19 protein-coding genes and 1 other RNA gene are annotated in these 16495 nt (G+C 51.4%); 5 read left to right on the plus strand and 15 right to left on the minus strand.

Going from position 1 to position 16495, the window contains the following annotated elements:
- Nucleotides 1-188: 188 nt before the first annotated feature.
- The 4 genes from ACIPUG_RS15375 to rhaT form a co-directional block, all read right to left on the minus strand.
- A complete protein-coding gene (locus ACIPUG_RS15375) occupies nt 189-536 on the minus strand; it encodes a hypothetical protein (protein ID WP_180773901.1) in 348 nt (115 codons plus the stop codon).
- An 81-nt stretch (nt 537-617) separates the two neighbouring features.
- Nucleotides 618-815: a hypothetical protein gene (locus ACIPUG_RS15380; RefSeq protein ID WP_400339081.1), complete on the minus strand. Its 198-nt coding sequence runs from the start codon at nt 813-815 to the stop codon at nt 618-620.
- Nucleotides 812-1015, minus strand: a complete 204-nt coding sequence (locus ACIPUG_RS15385) for a DUF4265 domain-containing protein (protein ID WP_400339084.1) — start codon at nt 1013-1015, stop codon at nt 812-814. Before ACIPUG_RS15385 ends, ACIPUG_RS15380 begins: the two co-directional genes overlap by 4 nt.
- A 334-nt stretch (nt 1016-1349) precedes the next feature.
- Complete coding sequence (gene rhaT, locus ACIPUG_RS15390; protein ID WP_039279392.1) at nt 1350-2384, minus strand: L-rhamnose/proton symporter RhaT; 1035 nt, start codon at nt 2382-2384, stop codon at nt 1350-1352.
- Nucleotides 2385-2709: 325 nt separating this feature from the next.
- Between rhaT and ACIPUG_RS15395 the strand changes: the two genes are divergently transcribed.
- Together ACIPUG_RS15395 and ACIPUG_RS15400 are read left to right on the plus strand one after the other, a co-directional pair.
- A complete protein-coding gene (locus ACIPUG_RS15395) occupies nt 2710-3216 on the plus strand; it encodes a TIGR00645 family protein (RefSeq protein ID WP_010285299.1) in 507 nt (168 codons plus the stop codon).
- 94 nt (nt 3217-3310) lie between these two features.
- Complete coding sequence (locus tag ACIPUG_RS15400; protein ID WP_400339087.1) at nt 3311-4348, plus strand: NADP-dependent oxidoreductase; 1038 nt, start codon at nt 3311-3313, stop codon at nt 4346-4348.
- A 31-nt stretch (nt 4349-4379) separates the two neighbouring features.
- Here ACIPUG_RS15400 and ACIPUG_RS15405 read toward each other — a convergent pair whose 3' ends face one another.
- The 8 genes from ACIPUG_RS15405 to ACIPUG_RS15440 form a co-directional block, all read right to left on the minus strand.
- A complete protein-coding gene (locus ACIPUG_RS15405; protein ID WP_400339090.1) occupies nt 4380-4676 on the minus strand; it encodes a DUF2645 family protein in 297 nt (98 codons plus the stop codon).
- A gap of 157 nt (nt 4677-4833) precedes the next feature.
- Entirely contained in the window at nt 4834-5265 is a 432-nt protein-coding gene (locus ACIPUG_RS15410) for a hypothetical protein (RefSeq protein ID WP_400339092.1), read from the minus strand.
- Nucleotides 5243-5929, minus strand: coding sequence for a hypothetical protein (locus ACIPUG_RS15415; RefSeq protein ID WP_039504954.1), 687 nt, complete (start codon nt 5927-5929; stop codon nt 5243-5245). The genes ACIPUG_RS15410 and ACIPUG_RS15415 overlap by 23 nt, the downstream gene beginning before the upstream one ends.
- A 52-nt stretch (nt 5930-5981) precedes the next feature.
- Nucleotides 5982-6461, minus strand: a complete 480-nt coding sequence (locus ACIPUG_RS15420; protein ID WP_010285305.1) for an Hcp family type VI secretion system effector — start codon at nt 6459-6461, stop codon at nt 5982-5984.
- Between the two features lie 343 nt (nt 6462-6804).
- Entirely contained in the window at nt 6805-8016 is a 1212-nt protein-coding gene (ubiI, locus tag ACIPUG_RS15425) for an FAD-dependent 2-octaprenylphenol hydroxylase (RefSeq protein WP_039504957.1), read from the minus strand.
- A 28-nt stretch (nt 8017-8044) separates the two neighbouring features.
- Nucleotides 8045-9223, minus strand: a complete 1179-nt coding sequence (gene ubiH / locus ACIPUG_RS15430; RefSeq protein ID WP_400339094.1) for a 2-octaprenyl-6-methoxyphenyl hydroxylase — start codon at nt 9221-9223, stop codon at nt 8045-8047.
- Nucleotides 9224-9285: 62 nt separating this feature from the next.
- Nucleotides 9286-10611 (minus strand): Xaa-Pro aminopeptidase, encoded by a 1326-nt coding sequence (gene pepP, locus ACIPUG_RS15435; protein ID WP_094370312.1) that lies wholly within the window; start codon nt 10609-10611, stop codon nt 9286-9288.
- Between the two features lie 57 nt (nt 10612-10668).
- Complete coding sequence (locus tag ACIPUG_RS15440) at nt 10669-11256, minus strand: YecA family protein (protein WP_039548009.1); 588 nt, start codon at nt 11254-11256, stop codon at nt 10669-10671.
- Nucleotides 11257-11448: 192 nt separating this feature from the next.
- On the opposite strand from ACIPUG_RS15440, the gene zapA reads away from it, so the two are divergent.
- From zapA to ACIPUG_RS15455, 3 genes are all read left to right on the plus strand, one after another.
- The gene (gene zapA, locus ACIPUG_RS15445; RefSeq protein ID WP_010284667.1) at nt 11449-11778 is read left to right on the plus strand and encodes a cell division protein ZapA; all 330 of its coding nucleotides are present in this window, start codon (nt 11449-11451) and stop codon (nt 11776-11778) included.
- Nucleotides 11779-11852: 74 nt separating this feature from the next.
- Nucleotides 11853-12036: non-coding RNA, 6S RNA (gene ssrS, locus ACIPUG_RS15450), on the plus strand.
- 39 nt (nt 12037-12075) lie between these two features.
- Nucleotides 12076-12723 (plus strand): 5-formyltetrahydrofolate cyclo-ligase, encoded by a 648-nt coding sequence (locus tag ACIPUG_RS15455; RefSeq protein ID WP_400339098.1) that lies wholly within the window; start codon nt 12076-12078, stop codon nt 12721-12723.
- Here the strand turns inward: ACIPUG_RS15455 and nadR are convergent.
- The 3 genes from nadR to serB all read right to left on the minus strand — a co-directional run bounded on the left by nadR (nt 12720) and on the right by serB (nt 16469).
- Nucleotides 12720-13973 carry a multifunctional transcriptional regulator/nicotinamide-nucleotide adenylyltransferase/ribosylnicotinamide kinase NadR gene (nadR, locus tag ACIPUG_RS15460; RefSeq protein ID WP_014914020.1) on the minus strand — a complete coding sequence of 418 codons (1254 nt, stop codon included), beginning with the start codon at nt 13971-13973 and terminating at the stop codon, nt 12720-12722. The two genes, ACIPUG_RS15455 and nadR, sit on opposite strands and share 4 nt — an antisense overlap.
- A 118-nt stretch (nt 13974-14091) precedes the next feature.
- Nucleotides 14092-15474: a DNA repair protein RadA gene (radA, locus tag ACIPUG_RS15465; RefSeq protein ID WP_014914021.1), complete on the minus strand. Its 1383-nt coding sequence runs from the start codon at nt 15472-15474 to the stop codon at nt 14092-14094.
- 17 nt (nt 15475-15491) lie between these two features.
- Nucleotides 15492-16469, minus strand: coding sequence for a phosphoserine phosphatase (serB, locus tag ACIPUG_RS15470; protein ID WP_039282511.1), 978 nt, complete (start codon nt 16467-16469; stop codon nt 15492-15494).
- Nucleotides 16470-16495: the final 26 nt, after the last annotated feature.

The following is a 16495-nucleotide window of genomic DNA, read 5'->3' on the forward strand; positions in this document are numbered from 1 at the left end:
TGTGAAATAGTGCGATGCTTATTATTTAAGTATCGCACTATTAATAAATCAACGGCTTCGATCTTACCCACGAACAATTCTCACCAAGAGCAATTCTCTCCACGAAAAATAGCCTCTCGCACTGTATGACGACGAGAAAGGCATTCGAGGGGGAAACGATGGATTTAGACAGGGGTAGAAAACGTCATCTATTCTGTTTCGTCCGTCCAAACGTCTTCATATCCTGCTCGATCGATAATGAATTTCGTCCCTTCGGGTAAAAAGAGATACGGTACGACTTCAGGCAGCGTGTCCGCTAAATGACAGGTGTGAAGAACCTGATAAAAACCGTTCTCGGATGAATGCTCGCCACAGTGGATAAACCAGCTTATCGTTCCGTTTTCTGGCAATGCGATCCGGGTTCCGTAAATGGGCGAGCGTTGTAAGGTATCTAAAGCAATCGCGACCATGTCTTCGGGAGGATGCTGCGGTAATTGGTACTTATCGCAGGTCTGTTTCTGTCGCGCATTGGGTAGGGTTCGATCTGCATTGTGCATGGTTAAGTCCGCTGTCGCTTTTCGTGCATGCCGGGATGTTCGAAAATACGTTATTTCACCTGAGGGGCTAGCCGTGGGCACCTAGCTATCCAGCCACCAATTTAAAAGCGTTTCGTCTTCATCGTCGTCAATGTTCTTATAAATATTCGCAAAGTACCATTCGATGCCTGTTTTTTCGCGAAAGGCGTCGAAAACGTCGGCAATCTTATCCATCCCATTTCTTGCCGGAACGGCCAATGTCAGATTTCCCTGAAATACGCCGTCTAATGTTCCATTCAACTGGCGATGTCTTCAGAGGGAAGCTCATCGGCATAAATATGAATGCAAAAATTGCCGCCTCTTTTTAAGACTTCCGGGTGCGCATGTTTGTCTTTAATTCGGAAAATATCTCCACGCGCCAGGTTTAATGCAAGGCCGGGAGAAGACAGCAGTTCGTAAGTGTCTTTCTCGATTTCCCGGACAGGTAACTCTTCAAACACGGGCTTATCGTCATGTGTGACATAGACATTAACTAACATAGGTTCAGTGATTACCAATACTTGAGTCAGTGAAGTAAACGATGTCCTGATGTTAGCCCACAATACGCTGTCGTATCTTATTTTCCGTACGTTTAAGAAGCGCGTTATTCTCATTCCTCACCGGTATTTCACTCTACGAGGGCAAATACAGCAGCAGAAATGGCGTTTTTACAAGGGCAGGATATAGAGAGGAATACACATCAACGGCTCAACGTATTTTTCCGCCAGTTGATTGACGCTATTGTCATCGCGTTCGGTACTCGCTTTGATGATACCGAACGCGATGATAGGGCGCTTACGCGGCCATGCCTAACCCGACGATATTCGCTGCCAGAATAATGACCACGCAGCCGAGAACCAGCATACGCACTGGTTTTTGACCCACGGCCTTCCACTCCTTAAACAGTAACCCGACGATGCCGCCGCACAATACGTAGAAACTCATGTGCAGCATCCAACTGATGTAGGTGTAATCGGCTGGGATATTGGCGTGCCCCCAGGCATAAAAGAAGAACTGCAAATACCACATGACGCCGCCCAGAATGGCAAAGAGCGCATTGGCAATCAGCAACGGTTTGGCCTGTGCCAGATCGGCTTTTAATGAAATGCCCTTGCAGGTCGCCAAACGGATGAAGCAGAAGCCTAGGTTGACGATGGCACCGCCGCCCATAATCACCACGTAGCTGGGAAGTGCGACATACAGTGCATTGATCCCCAGCTCTTGTGCTGCGGTGTGCATGGGTTTCGCGGCATCCATCGCAAAGGACATACCTGCGGAGAAGATGCCGCACATCACGGCCAGAATCAGCCCTTTTTTCAGGTTGAATTCCTCGGCACGAATACCGAGCGCACGCTCTTTCAGTAAACCGGCATAGCTGACAATCGCGACGCCAATGACCGCGACCAGCACGCCCAGTAGCGTCATGCGTCCGCCTGCTGAGCCAAACAAAATGGAGAACTTGCCTTGCAGGACGGGCGTCATCAGCGTGCCGATAATCAGCGTCACGCCGATAGCGATACCGATGCCCATCGACATGCCAAGGTAGCGCATCGTCAGGCCGTAGTTGATATTGCCGATCCCCCACATCGCGCCGAAGAGAAAGACGGGGAGTAGCGTCGCCATATCGAACGAACCGTAATAACGCCAAAAATCAGGCAGTAACCACCAACTGATGCACCAGGGCAGGATAATCCACGAGAAAAATCCGCCCAGCGACCACATGGTTTCCCACGACCAGTTTTTGACCTGCTTAAACGGTGCATAGAAGCAGGCCGCGCTGGCCGCTCCGATGAAGTGCCAGAAAATACCAAGGAAAATAGGATCGCTCATGCGTAACCCCTTGTTTTATTTTGTGGTAAGCCTGTATTCGGCTCTGAATGTAGAGTGCAGTGTATGATTGCTGCCAGACCTGCTGGCGCTAGACAGTGTAGGAAGGTGAAAAAGGGTGAACCTTCAGATGCGTGCCACGAGCGGCAGGAGGACGGCATCGGTTTGAAGGTGGGGGCTGGTCCGATCACAAAACGCGGAAATCATCGCTGAGGGCAAGACAGGGCAGAGCATTCTGTAAATGGTGCATTCTGCTCAAGAATTGATTAACACCACCGCAGGACTTTTCGCTATTATTTCCCTCTTTTCCACCTGCATATAGTGAGTTATGGAACGTTTTATTGAGAATCTGATGTACTCATCGCGCTGGCTGCTTGCCCCTGTTTATCTCGGGCTATCGCTGGGGTTGCTGGCGTTGGCGATCAAGTTTTTCCAGGAGGTGTTCCACGTCCTGCCTAATATCTTGGATATCGCTGAAGCAGATTTGGTGCTGGTGCTGCTGTCACTCATCGATATGACGCTGGTCGGCGGATTGCTGGTGATGGTGATGCTGTCCGGTTACGAGAACTTTGTCTCGGCGCTGGATATCTCCAAAGGCAGAGAAAAGCTGAACTGGCTCGGTAAGATGGACTCCGGCTCGCTGAAAAATAAAGTTGCCGCCTCGATTGTCGCTATCTCGTCGATCCATCTGCTGCGCGTGTTCATGGATGCCCGTAATATCCCGGATAACAAGCTGATGTGGTACGTGATTATCCATTTGACGTTTGTGCTGTCTGCACTGGTCATGGGGTATCTGGATCGCATGTCGCGTTACGAAAAAAGCAAAACGGCATAATAAACGCCGCACGGTTTGCGTAGCCAGATGAAAGAACAGATCCTATTGTTAACGAAGTGATTTTATCAACACACTTTGTTTAACGGAGGATATTATGCCGCAAACCGATCAAATTAACCGCCGTGTGGTTCTGGCTCTGCGCCCGCACGGCGCGCCAACACCAGAGACTTTCCGTCTGGAACAGCAGCCTGTCCCACAGGTCGATTCAGGACATATCCTGCTGCGTACGGTGTTTCTCTCCCTTGACCCTTATATGCGTGGTCGCATGAGCGACGCCCCTTCTTATGCTAAACCCGTCGAACTGAATGACGTGATGGTCGGCGGGACAATCAGCCGCGTGGTGGAATCAAAACACCCGGATTATCAGACTGGCGATTGGGTGCTGTCCTTCAGCGGCTGGCAGGATTATGCGATTTCCGACGGCAAAGGATTAACCAATCTGGGTCAGTCACCGACAAATCCTTCCTATGCGTTGGGTGTGCTGGGTATGCCGGGCTTCACTGCGTATATGGGGTTAACGGATATCGGCCAGCCCAAATCAGGTGAAACGCTGGTGGTGGCCGCCGCGACCGGCCCAGTTGGTGCGACGGTTGGGCAACTCGGAAAATTGAAAGGCTGTCGGGTCGTTGGCGTGGCGGGGGGCGCGGAAAAATGTCGCTATGCGGTTGAAGTACTGGGATTTGATGCTTGCCTCGACCACCGGGCGGATGATTTTGCCGAACAGCTGAAACAAGCCTGCCCGAAGGGAATCGATATCTACTTTGAAAACGTCGGCGGGAAAGTCTTTGATGCCGTGCTGCCGCTGCTGAATACCTCGGCACGTATTCCGGTGTGCGGATTAGTCTCTGGCTACAATGCCACAGGGCTGCCGGATGGACCGGATCGTTTACCGCTGCTGATGGGGACGATCCTGAAGAAACGTATTCGGATGCAGGGATTCATTATCTTTGATGATTATGGTCATCGTTTTGGTGAGTTCTGGAAGGATGTGTCGCCGTGGGTGGAAGAAGGTAAGATCAAATACCGCGAAGAGATCGTCGACGGGTTGGAAAACGCCCCCGAAGCCTTTATCGGCCTGCTACACGGCCGCAACTTCGGTAAATTAGTGGTCAGAGTCGGACCCGACGCCTAATACACCGGACTCGCCGCTGCGGCGGCGAGTTTTAACATAGAGTAAAACGGAGATAAAAACTCCATAAATAATAAATTAAAACAATAAGATAAGTGACTATTCTGGCGATGCTCTTTTTTACAAAAAAGAAAGGAATGGATAAGGGAATAATAATAAACGCAAAGAAACCATCGGAGTCGCCTTCAGGTATCTCACAGAGATCTCTTATTTCTACCCCATCAACCATCCCTTCATAGTCTCTTATTGATGTGACCAAGATGATCATGGCACAGAGAATTGAATAGAGATAAAAACAGAGAGCAAAGAGTAATGTATTTATGTTTTTCATAGTGCATTATCTGTACGGACAGAGGTTAGCCCGTGTATAGAAAAGACATAAGACAGAATAGAAATGAAAATTGACGTCATAAATGTAGTAATTTTTTTATTAACATTTTATCCAGTGCCTGATTTTTATTTTTCTTGGTAGTGGCGATAAGTAAAAACTAATCGTTTTTCTCAAATGAAATAATAATTAATTTTCTTTCATTATCTTGTATTAATCTAACTCTATCATCTCCTTTTTTCCAAATTTCCCCTCCTTTAATCCAAAAGATATCCTCATGCTTTTTGAATCCCAATTTATTAAGATAATTGACTAGTTCTGATTTTTTTTTAAGATCAACATTTGAAAATAATACGCTATTAATTAATCCAGATGTTCCGTCAGGGGAATCATATTCAATAGAGTAGTTTGTTGAGATAAATGGCATTCCTTTTATTTCTTTCAAAGTGAGTAAGTGATACTTTATATAGTTATCTTTCGTATAAGAGTAGCTGGTATTAACGAAAAGATACGCTAATACTAAAATCAACCCCATGCATGTAATAAAGAAAGCAATAATTTTAATAATGTTACTCGATTTGAATAGTGACACGGCTTTCTACTCCGATATTATATCCGGTCTTATCGTTAAGATGTGTTAACATATCACTCTTTTCAATATTATTTATAGGTGATACAGATTTCATAAATTCAGGAAGAACAGAGTAATAAGGTCTGGCATTATTTGGATATTTTTCTGGGTGTGGGAAAAGTAAGGGTCTAAACTCTTTGTTTTTATATTGTCCTATAGGACCATAGTAATCCCATCTTGTAAATGTGTCGGCTTGACTAGCAACCCTGAGTTGAAGTAAATAATCGATGTTATCTACTGCCCGATAAAACCCGAGTAGATTAGATACCAAATCTTCACCACTATATCCACTATCACTGTACCAACTGAATAGCGGCGAACCTTGATAGGATTCGAATAGATGGCTTGTATACATAATAATAGTGAGAGCGACTCTTTTTTTATCATGCGAAGATAGCCCTTTCCTTATTTTCCATCTTGTGGTTTTTGATGTTCCGTATTTGAATCCTTTTCCCATGTACTGTGAGTATATGACAACAAAATGGTCTTCTATTCTCTCTTCACCTGAATTTATTGCAGCCATTAATGCCCTGGCATCATTTCCTTTGGCATGAGCTAAGTCTACCCATCCTAGTACTTCAGTATAAACTAATGTTCCTTTTTCTATATCACTTCTTTTGCTCATAAAGAACCTATAATTTACTATAAAGTTAACTAGATAGTGTTTTTATCGCAATTCAGTACATATTTTCAGTTAATATGCTGTATCCTGATGTCCCTGCAATATTGTGTTGGCAGGTAATGCTTTCATAACGCAGACTTAGGATTTCAAAAGGCTGCATATCGCTATGCGTCAATGAGTTGGGGTTTTGGTTAGAGAGGTTGACAATAGACGCATCTCTCAATGTGATTGTCATGTAGTTCTCTTGGGTCCCGCTGGCGGAGGTGCGGTAATACCTCAATTCAACTTCCATTAGCTCATTGTTGGCGATGCTGGTGAGCAAGAGCGGTGTGGATTTATCAACAACTTTGGTCACGGAAAAGGGATGATGATTGACGTGTCGATCTCTTGATAGGTCGTAATTTGTAGCATAAACAAAAATTTCATCTTCGTGACCAGAGATATGTTTATTTCCTACAGAGTCGATACTTAAACATCCTTCAGAGATCAGTCCCTGAATTTTTCCGGTGATCTTCATGAAAATAGAATTAGCCATTCGTGTAACTCCCTGTTAAAAAATCCTTGTTAGAGACTTTATAACGTAAATCTTTATTAAATAAAAGAAGAACTCGAGTGTTTAATAAAAACTATGACTTCTGTCAGAAAGATATCCTTTCCAAAATTCTATAATTGATTGTTTTTAATGATGATTAGTGGTGCAGTCAGAGGGTTTTATTATTCTGCTAATTATATTTTGATGATAATTTTATTATATAAAAATAGAACGAGCGCTTAAATAACAAAGGAGATGGGAAAAGAAATTAGTGATTTAATTAAGATGAAAGCGTTATTGATAACTCGCCGCTTCGCGGCGAGCTTTATTATCTATTCTGATTTTATTATTTCCCGACGCTAAGCCAGTCTGGCAGATCGTGTAATCCCATTGCCTGACGTACCAGCGTGGGTTTAATGCCGGGCAGTTTATCCGCCAGAACCAGACCGACATCACGCAGCAGCTTTTTCGCCGGATTATCGCCGTTAAACAGCTCGCGGAACCCCTGCATGCTGGCGAGCATCACTGCGGCGCTGTGTTTGCGGCGGCGTTCATAGCGTCGCAGATAAAGGTGTTGGCCGATGTCTTTGCCCTGCGCCTGTAAGCGCTTCACTTCCGCAATCAGTTCGGCGACATCCATGAAACCCAGATTGACGCCTTGCCCCGCCAGCGGATGAATGGTGTGCGCTGCGTCGCCGACCAGCACCAGCCGGTGTGCCGCGAAGCTGCGAGCGTAGCGTCCGGTCAGTGGGAAAGTCTGGCGTTCGCTTTCTAGTTCACATAGCCCCAGGCGCATATCAAACGCCATCGCGACCTGACGATTGAATTCTTCTGCTGGCAAGCTCTGCATCGCCTGAGCCTGTTCCGGTGAAAGCGACCAGACAATTGAACAAAGGTGAGGCTCGTCCAGCGGCAAGAACGCCAGAATACCGTCGCCGTGAAACGTCTGACGCGCAACGGATTGATGAGGGTGTTCAGTTCGAATATTGGCGACCAGCGCGTGATGGCCGTAGTCCCAAAAGGTCAGCGGAATATCCGCATGCTGGCGCAGCCACGAATGCGCACCATCCGCGGCGACCACTAGCCGGGCGGTCAGCATGCTGTCGTCTTGCAACGTAATAAAGGCTTCGTTCTCGCCCCAGGCGACCTGTTTTAACGAGGCGGGGGAGAGCAGGGTTATATCGCTTAACTGTGAGGCGCGTTGCCACAGCACTTGCTGAATCACTGGGTTTTCAATGATATGCCCAAGGTGGGAAAAGCCGAATTCTTCACCGCTAAAGCTGATTTTGCCGAAGCTGTCTTTGTCCCATACCTGCATATCGTTGTAAGGGCTGACGCGTTGCGCCACGAGATTTTCCCAGACGCCGATATGGCGCAAGAGGCATTCGCTGGCGGCATTGATGGCGGAGACGCGCAGGGCATGGTCTTTCCCGAGCGGCTGAGGTTCGGCCGCCTGTTTCTCCAGCACGGCGATACGCAGGCCGCTGCCCTGTAAGCCGCAGGCTAGCGCCAGACCGACCATACCGCCACCGGCAATAACCACGTCGAATGATTGCATTTCCGTCTTTTCCTGTTGGCGAGCTTAATTAACGTTCTACCCAACCCAGCGTGCGACGAGCAAAGGCGTCGCGCATCAGCGGCAGGTTATTCATGGCGATCAGACCCAGATTACGGCTGATTGTCAGCGCGGCATAGCGGTTAGCGAACAGCCTGACCAGTCCATCGGTGATCGCCACCGTGCTGTGTTGGTCGGGCGTGCGCCGCTGTTGATAGCGGTTGAGTACTGTGTACTGGCCGATATCCTGCTGATTTTTTGCTGCATCGACGAGGGTTTCCGCCAGCGACATCACATCGCGAATCCCCAGATTAAAGCCCTGTCCTGCAATCGGGTGCAGAGTTTGTGCCGCATTACCCACCAGCGCCAGCCGATGGCTAATATGCTGGCTGGCCGTGAGTAAGCGCAGCGGATAGCTGTGGCGTTCGCCGATATGGGTGAACTGCCCCAGACGCCAGCCGAAAGCCTGCTGTAGCTGTTGGCGAAATTCGGCTTCGCTCCACCCATCTACCTCATGTTGACGGTGTTTGTCATGGCACCAGACGAGCGAGCAGCGCCCGTTGCTCATCGGCAAGAGCGCCAGCGGGCCGTGCGGGGTAAATCGCTCGAACGCGCGGCCGCGATGGGGTTCGGCAGTTGTCACATTGGCGATGGTCGCGATCTGATCATAGTCATGCTGCTGCCATTGAATGCCGCAGGACTGCGACAGCATGGAGCGCGAACCGTCGGCGGCAACCAGTAGTTGACCCATTAGCTCAGTACCGTCGTCCAGCGTGAGCGTCGCATTATCCTGCGTCCGCGTGACGGCCACGACTTTGGCCGGGCAGTGCAGGCGTACGCCCGGTGCCTGTTGCAGCAGGGAAAACAGGCGTTGTCCGACGTCGTGCAGTTCAACCACATGGCCTAATGCCTGAACGTGATAGTCCGAGGCCTTCAGGTTCACCACGCTGGCGTGCCCGCGTTCGCTGACGTGAATGTCGGTTATCGCCGTTGCATTACCCGACAGCGCTTGCCAGATGCCCAGCGCTGCGAGCTGCTGACGTGTGCCATCAGACAGCGCGAGGGCGCGTGCGTCAAAACCCGGATGTTCCTTGTCGAGTGGCGAGTGTGCCTCGATCAGGTCAACCGGGATTGCGCCCTGCGAAAGCCGCGATATTGCCAGCGCCAGCGTTGCGCCCGCCATCCCGCCACCGACAATCATGACCGCCATGCTGTTGTCCTTTGCAATTATGCCATTGTCCTTTTAAAGGAATTGTCCTTTGAAAGGGCTGCTTAGTGTTGTTTATCATGCCGTTGCGCCATGAGCGCTTCGATGGCATCAGCGTCTTTGATTACGCCAGCCGTCAGGTTTTCATTGCCGTTTTCGGTGATCACGATGTTATCTTCGATACGCACGCCGATTCCCCGGTACTGCTGTGGCACTTTGGCATCAGGCGCGATGTAAAGACCCGGCTCGATGGTCAGTACCATACCTGGTTCAAGCGGGCGGCCCCGATCGGTGGTGCCGTAATTGCCTACATCGTGTACGTCCAGACCCAGCCAGTGGCTGAGGCCGTGCATGAAGAACTGGCGATGTGCCTGCTCGGCAATCAGCTCTTCCACTTCACCTTTTAGCACGCCGAGCTTGATAAGCCCGCTGACCATGATGCGCACCACTTCTTCGTTCACTTCACGGATGCTGCGACCCGGACCAAACAGTTCCAGCGCGCGCAACTGCGAGCGCAGCACGATGTCGTAAATGGCACGCTGCGGCGCGGTAAATTTACCGTTGACGGGGAAGGTGCGGGTAATGTCGCCAGCATAGCTTTTGTATTCACAGCCAGCGTCGATCAGTACCAGATCGCCGTCGCGCATTTGTGTTTCATTTTCGGTGTAATGCAGGATACAGGCGTTTTCGCCGCTGCCGACGATGGTGTTGTAAGAAGGATAACGCGCGCCGTGACGGGTAAATTCGTGGTGAATTTCGCCTTCAAGCTGATATTCATACATGCCGGGGCGACATTTCTGCATGGCTCGCGTGTGGGCCAACGCGGTAATTTCACAGGCGCGGCGCATTACGCTGATTTCTTCCGGTGATTTAAACAGGCGCATCTCATGTACCCACGGGCGCCAGTCGGTCAGCGTAGCAGGGGCAGCAAAGCCCTGACGGGTGCCGTTGCGCAGGGTGTCCAGCGCGGCGAAGACCAGCTTGTCGGCATAATCGTACTGCCCTTGCGCGTGGTACACCACGTCCAGTCCATTCAATAAGAGATGCAGCTGTGCGCCGATTTCGCCAAACGGCAGAGCGCGGTCAACGCCGAGTTTGGCGGGTGCCGCTTCCTGGCCGAGACGGCGACCAAACCAGATTTCGGCCGTCAGATCGCGTACGCGGTTGAAGATCACGCTGTGATGATGTTTGGCATCGCTTTTTACCAGCAGCAGCACGGCTTCCGGTTCGTTGAAGCCGGTGAAATACCAGAAATCGCTATTTTGACGATAAGGATAGTCACTGTCGGCATTGCGCTGCGCTTCCGGCGCAGAAAAAATAATCGCCGCGCTGCCCGGTGCCATTTTTTCCAACAGACCCTGACGACGACGAAGAAATTCTTGTGGATTCATCACCTGCTCCTGAAAATAGTCCGTGCGGTTACCTTTCCCTTCTGCCTTATATAACAATCAATGCAGCGTTGGTTTTTGCTGCTCGGGCGCAGTCACAACGCGCTGGCTGGTAAACTCGGTATGGCACAAAATGGCAGAAACGCGAACATACTCAATCACTTCTTCCAGCGATTGCTCCAGCTCTTCCTGATCTTCATCTTCGTCGTAGCCAAGCTGTGCGATGTTGCGTAAATCTTCGATGGCTTCTTTCAGCTCACCTTTGGCTTTGTTCAACTGCGGTTGAGCCACGCCCAGCCCAAGCAGGAAGTGGTTGACCCAGCCCGCCAGCGCGTCGGCGCGATCGAAAACGCTCACGCTATCCAGCGAATCGTCCGGCAGGAAAAGCTGGAACAGAAAACCATCGTCTTCCAGCGCTTCACGCGTAGCCTGGTACAGGTCCTGAAGCGGCTGCGACAGCGTCTGGGTAAACGCCATGCCTTCATTAGTCAGTTCAAAAACCAGCGTTCTCCAGCTATCGTCATGGTTTCCACCACACAGCATCCCACTGATCAAACCGTGCATTTCTGCTGCGGTCAGCGCGACTTGCTGTTGGTGAAGCAGTTGGTCAAGGCCTTCATAGGCGGGAAACGTATTCTCTATAGACATGCGGATTCGTCATCGTTGGCTGGATTGGTTCGTGCTATGCTACCACCAAGCTCCCTTTCGATACCAGAAAGGGCTTGTATCTTAGATCTCGGCTATATATAGTTGCGCCCGCTTTAACGAGCCCGATGTAACGGGTAATGCTCATGCTATGCGGCACGCAGGCGCAAGAACGACAAAAGGCAGGAAGGTGGTATGTCTGCACAACCAGTAGATATTCAAATTTTTGGCCGTTCGTTAAGAGTGAATTGCCCGCCAGAACAACAGGATGCGTTGAATCAGGCTGCGGAAGATCTTAACCAGCGGTTGCAAGATCTTAAAGTTCGCACTAGAGTCACAAACACTGAGCAACTGGTGTTTATTGCCGCGCTGAACGTGTGCCATGAGCTGGCGCAGGAACGGGGTAAGACGCGTGATTATGCGTCGAATATGGAACAGCGTATTCGTATGTTGCAGCAGACCATCGAACAGGCGTTGCTGGAGCAGGGCAAGATCACCGAACGTCAGGGTGCACAATTTGAATAACGTCGTATTTTGACAAAAGTACGGTGTTTTTACGCGATAAGACGTGCTAAGGTTTATCGCGAGTAACGAATAAAATTTCTCTGAGATGTTTGTCAGCGGGCCAGTCCCCTGAGCCGATATTTCATACCAACAGAATGTAATGCTCTGCGGTTGGTGAGCACGCTCGGTTCGTCCGAGAAGCCTTAAGACTGCGACGTTATGTTCACCTTGAACCAAGGGTTCAAGGGTTACAGCCTGCGGCGGCATCTCGGAGATTCCCTTTCTTTTATCATTCTTGACCCGTGGCGAATGCAGCCCATGTCATCTTCTGATTCATCTTCATCGGCACTTCCCGATACCTCACTCTCTTCTACGGCAGCATCGCGTCAGCAAATTCGTCAGGCTGTGCGGCAGAATCGGCGTTTACTGACGCCAGAGCAGCAGTCGCGTTTTGCGCAACAGGCGTGTGAGCGCGTCATGGTGCATCCGAAAATCATACGGGCAGATAGCGTGGCGGTATTTCTGTCATTTGATGGCGAGCTGGATACGAACCCGCTGATTCAACAGCTGTGGCGGCAGGAGAAACGCGTGTATTTGCCGGTTCTGCATCCGTTTCGCACCGGACATCTGCTGTTCCTGCGCTATGCGCCGGACACCGAGCTGGTACGCAATCGTCTGAAGATTATGGAGCCGCGTCTGGATGTGCGTCAGGTGCTACCGTTACCGCAGTTAGACGTCCTGCTGACGCCGCTGGTGGCGTTTGATCATCTGGGGCAGCGGCTGGGTATGGGGGGCGGGTTTTACGACCGTACGTTGCAGTATCGCAACCAGATGTCGCGTGGGCCTTACCCGATCGGTCTGGCCCACGATTGTCAGCAGGTGGATGCACTGCCAGTGGAAAGCTGGGATATTCCGCTGCCGGAAATCATTACCCCCTCCCGCCATTGGCAGTGGGACACGCGCTAGCTTTTGAGCGGTTCAGGCGAGCGATCGTGACCCAGCATCTGCTGTACCAATTCCACGCAGTGCAGGAAACGCGAATCGTAGTCCGACTCTTTGATGTAAACGTACGGGATATTATTGTTAGCCAGCATCGTTTTCAGCAGATCCTGGAACTCCGAGCGGGCGGCGGTGGTACCTAAGCTACGGAGCCCGTCGGCCACCCACGGCGTGTTGTTTTCCAGCAAAATCACCAGATCGAAGCGGTATTCATCGATCAGCGCCTGAACGAACGGGTGCTCACGGCCCTCGTATTTCTTGCAGAACGCCTGCGTGGTGACAAAATCGGTGTCGATAAAGGCCACTTTATTGGCATATTTCACTGCAAAATCAATGTACTGTGCCTGACCCAGCGCTATCTTGTCGTAGTCGGAATACTGCAACGCCATCTCGTCGCCGCCCAGATGGGAGAACACGTAATCGCGGCCATATTCCCAGGCGCTGGTGGTGTTGAAGATATTCGCCAGTTTGTTCACCAGCGTGGATTTACCGCTGGATTCGCCGCCAAGAATGGCCACGGTACGCACAAAGAACGGCTTCACTTCGGTCGGGATATAGTCCCAGTAGCGGAAGGGATCGTGACGAATCTGCGAACCGCTGATGTTCATAAAGGAGCGCTGCGGGTCGATCAGGACGGCCTCAATGCCCAACTGCTCACGGTATTGTGCGGCATCCTGTTCTTCGCTGGTGTAGACGAAATTCGGCGTGATGCTTTTTTCCTGCATAAACGCCTGAATTCCTTTGCTCCATACATCCCAGCCGTGCGGGTAGGGCTCCATTCCTTGCTCATTGAAGGCGTGAATATGAATATTTTTCTGATATTTAAAGGTCTGCAATAGCCAGCGCAGGCGGTCGCTGACGGTGGGCTGCTGTGACATCGAGCTGTTCTCAAACAGCAGACGGTCGCGCGGTTCGTCGTAACCTAAAATCACATGCAGTTCGTCGACCTGGCTACAGGCTCGCTGAATCAGATAAATGTGGCCAGTGTGTAGCGGATAGAACTTACCGAAGACGACACCAATGCTTTTTTCGTAGCGCGGGAATTCCAGTTCAAGAAAGCGATGTAGCGCTTCGAGCTTCTGGGCGCTAGGGCTTTTGATTTTGGCATTAAGTAATTGACTGAGATAGCCTTTGGTCATATCGGTCGCGTCAGCAACCTGCTGTAGGGTGCAACCCTTCTGCCGGATAGCGGATTTCAGGTAATCAAATGATGACATGGTGCAGCACTCTTGTTTAGCTTACTAAACAAAATACCACAGAACAGGGCAACATCCGCTACTCTTTCCCTCTGTTTAGTTCAGGGCGGAAGCGGGCGGATGGCCTTCTGTGGTCCGTTTAGAGATCGTCGAGGATCGCCAGCGCATCGGCCAGCTTTTTCACGCCGAACACCTGCATGCTGGCAGGGACTTTCTTCGGCATATTGGCATGAGGAACGATGGCGCGTTTGAAGCCGTGCTTGGCTGCTTCGGTAATCCGCTCTTGGCCGCTGGGAACCGGGCGAATTTCGCCCGCCAGACCGACTTCACCGAAGATGACAAGATCTTGCGGCAGTGGGCGATCGCGGAAGCTGGAGACCAGCGATAGCAGCAGCGCCAGGTCGGCGCTGGTTTCGGTGACTTTAACGCCGCCGACGACATTCACGAATACATCCTGATCGGACATCTGCAAGCCGCCATGGCGATGTAATACCGCCAGCAGGATCGCCAGGCGATTTTGCTCCAGCCCGACCGCCACGCGACGCGGGTTGGCCATCATCGATTGATCCACCAGCGCCTGAATTTCGACCAGCAGCGGACGCGTACCTTCCCACACCACCATGACTGAACTGCCGGACGTGATTTCGTCACCGCGGCTGAGGAAAATTGCCGACGGATTGCTGATCTCGCGTAGACCCTGTTCCGTCATCGCGAACACGCCCAGCTCGTTAACGGCACCGAAACGGTTTTTATGGCTGCGCAGGGTACGGAAGCGCGAATCGGCATCGCCATCCAACAGCACGGAGCAGTCGATGCAGTGTTCCAATACTTTTGGCCCAGCGAGCGAGCCGTCTTTGGTGACGTGGCCGACCATCACGATGGCAACGCCGCGCGTTTTGGCGAAGCGCGTCAGGTAGGCGGCGGTTTCACGCACCTGCGCCACGCTGCCGGGTGACGATTGAATATCCGCGAGATGCATCACCTGAATGGAGTCGATCACCATCAGCTTCGGCTGTTCCTGCTCGGCAATCAGGCAAATCTGTTCGATGCTGGTTTCTGACAGCATATTGAGATTTTGGGTCGGCAGGTTGAGACGATGCGCCCGCATCGCCACCTGCTGTAGTGATTCTTCACCGGTGACGTACAGGGTTTTCATGTTCTCTGACAGCTTGCAGAGCGTTTGCAGCAGCAGGGTACTTTTACCCGCGCCGGGGTTACCACCGATCAGAATCGCGCTGCCGGGGACGACGCCGCCGCCCAGAACGCGGTCGAACTCCTGAAAGCCGGTAGAAAAGCGTGGCAGAGCTTCAAGACTGATTTCCGAGAGCTTTTGTACTCGGCTGACGCCAGCGCTTTCGCCCGCATAGCCGGTGAGACGGTCGGAACGTGATGTTGACGCCGAGGCCAGACGGACTTCGGTAATGGTGTTCCAGGCATGGCAGGCGCTGCACTGCCCTTGCCAGCGCGGGTAGTCAGCCCCGCATTCATTACATACAAACGCCCGTTTGACGGCTTTTGCCACGTCTCACCTCCCACTGATTAACGCTTTTCGTGTCTCATACTGCCACTCAGGATGCACAGCACGCCGGTCAGATCGGCATGACGGATGGTTACCGCAGACTGCTCATTGACCTTCGGTTTGGCGTGATAGGCAATGCCTAAGCTGGCTGCCTTGATCATCGGCAGGTCGTTCGCGCCGTCACCAATCGCAACGGTCTGATGCATTGGGATTTCCAGCTTTTCCGCCAGCTGCTGCAGCGTGGTCGCTTTATATTTTGCATCGACAATCGTACCGATGACATCGCCGGTCAGCTTGCCGTCTTGCATGCCTAATTCGTTGGCAACGGCGGCGACCAGACCTAATTCATCACGCAAATAATCGGCAAAGTAGGTAAATCCGCCTGATGCAATCGCGACGTGCCAGCCTGCTTCCTGAAGCTGGCTAACCATATTACGCAGGCCCGGCATCAGTGGCAGCGTTTTACGCACCGTCTGTAAAATATTGGCGTCGGCACCTTTTAGTGTCCCTACGCGCTGACGCAGGCTGTCAGCGAAATCCAGCTCGCCGCGCATCGCGCGTTCGGTGACTTCAGCGACCAGTTCACCTGTGCCCGCCAGTTTGGCAATTTCATCAATACATTCGATCTGAATCGCGGTGGAATCCATGTCCATCACCAGTAAACCCGGCGAACGCAGTGTTGGCGCGTTACGCATAGCCGCGACATCGATGCCCAGTTCGTGGGCCAGCTTGGTTGCGCGTGGTGTCAGCGTGCCCGCTAAACGCACGACCTGATAATCGCCCACGTTCCAGGCACTCACGATCACCATCGCGCTCCCCAGCTTACGCTGGTAGCGGGAAATCAGGTTCTTATCGAGGACGTCGCTGTAGATCAGCCAGCCGGTGTCGCCAGCGCGGTAGTCAAGCGGCATCACTTCGTCACCGCTCAGTGATAGTGGCAGTCCCGGCCAACAGTTGATCTCATCAGGGAGATCACGATAGGTCAGACTATTCGACATGGGGTAAATCCTCTGCTGGCAGTAGT

It is taken from the genome of Pectobacterium sp. CHL-2024 (assembly GCF_044751765.1).
GTDB lineage: Bacteria > Pseudomonadota > Gammaproteobacteria > Enterobacterales > Enterobacteriaceae > Pectobacterium > Pectobacterium brasiliense.

What these genes read in the sequence shown, in the direction of transcription:
- ACIPUG_RS15455 (WP_400339098.1), top strand. Translation starts at nt 12,076, where the DNA reads ATGTCATCTTCTGATTCATCTTCATCGGCACTTCCCGATACCTCACTC.
- ACIPUG_RS15375 (WP_180773901.1), bottom strand. Translation starts at nt 536, where the DNA reads ATGCACAATGCAGATCGAACCCTACCCAATGCGCGACAGAAACAGACC.
- ACIPUG_RS15415 (WP_039504954.1), bottom strand. Translation starts at nt 5,929, where the DNA reads ATGAGCAAAAGAAGTGATATAGAAAAAGGAACATTAGTTTATACTGAA.
- serB (WP_039282511.1), bottom strand. Translation starts at nt 16,469, where the DNA reads ATGTCGAATAGTCTGACCTATCGTGATCTCCCTGATGAGATCAACTGT.
- ubiH (WP_400339094.1), bottom strand. Translation starts at nt 9,223, where the DNA reads ATGGCGGTCATGATTGTCGGTGGCGGGATGGCGGGCGCAACGCTGGCG.
- rhaT (WP_039279392.1), bottom strand. Translation starts at nt 2,384, where the DNA reads ATGAGCGATCCTATTTTCCTTGGTATTTTCTGGCACTTCATCGGAGCG.
- nadR (WP_014914020.1), bottom strand. Translation starts at nt 13,973, where the DNA reads ATGTCATCATTTGATTACCTGAAATCCGCTATCCGGCAGAAGGGTTGC.
- ACIPUG_RS15405 (WP_400339090.1), bottom strand. Translation starts at nt 4,676, where the DNA reads ATGAAAAACATAAATACATTACTCTTTGCTCTCTGTTTTTATCTCTAT.
- ACIPUG_RS15395 (WP_010285299.1), top strand. Translation starts at nt 2,710, where the DNA reads ATGGAACGTTTTATTGAGAATCTGATGTACTCATCGCGCTGGCTGCTT.
- pepP (WP_094370312.1), bottom strand. Translation starts at nt 10,611, where the DNA reads ATGAATCCACAAGAATTTCTTCGTCGTCGTCAGGGTCTGTTGGAAAAA.
- ACIPUG_RS15440 (WP_039548009.1), bottom strand. Translation starts at nt 11,256, where the DNA reads ATGTCTATAGAGAATACGTTTCCCGCCTATGAAGGCCTTGACCAACTG.
- ACIPUG_RS15400 (WP_400339087.1), top strand. Translation starts at nt 3,311, where the DNA reads ATGCCGCAAACCGATCAAATTAACCGCCGTGTGGTTCTGGCTCTGCGC.
- zapA (WP_010284667.1), top strand. Translation starts at nt 11,449, where the DNA reads ATGTCTGCACAACCAGTAGATATTCAAATTTTTGGCCGTTCGTTAAGA.
- ACIPUG_RS15420 (WP_010285305.1), bottom strand. Translation starts at nt 6,461, where the DNA reads ATGGCTAATTCTATTTTCATGAAGATCACCGGAAAAATTCAGGGACTG.
- ubiI (WP_039504957.1), bottom strand. Translation starts at nt 8,016, where the DNA reads ATGCAATCATTCGACGTGGTTATTGCCGGTGGCGGTATGGTCGGTCTG.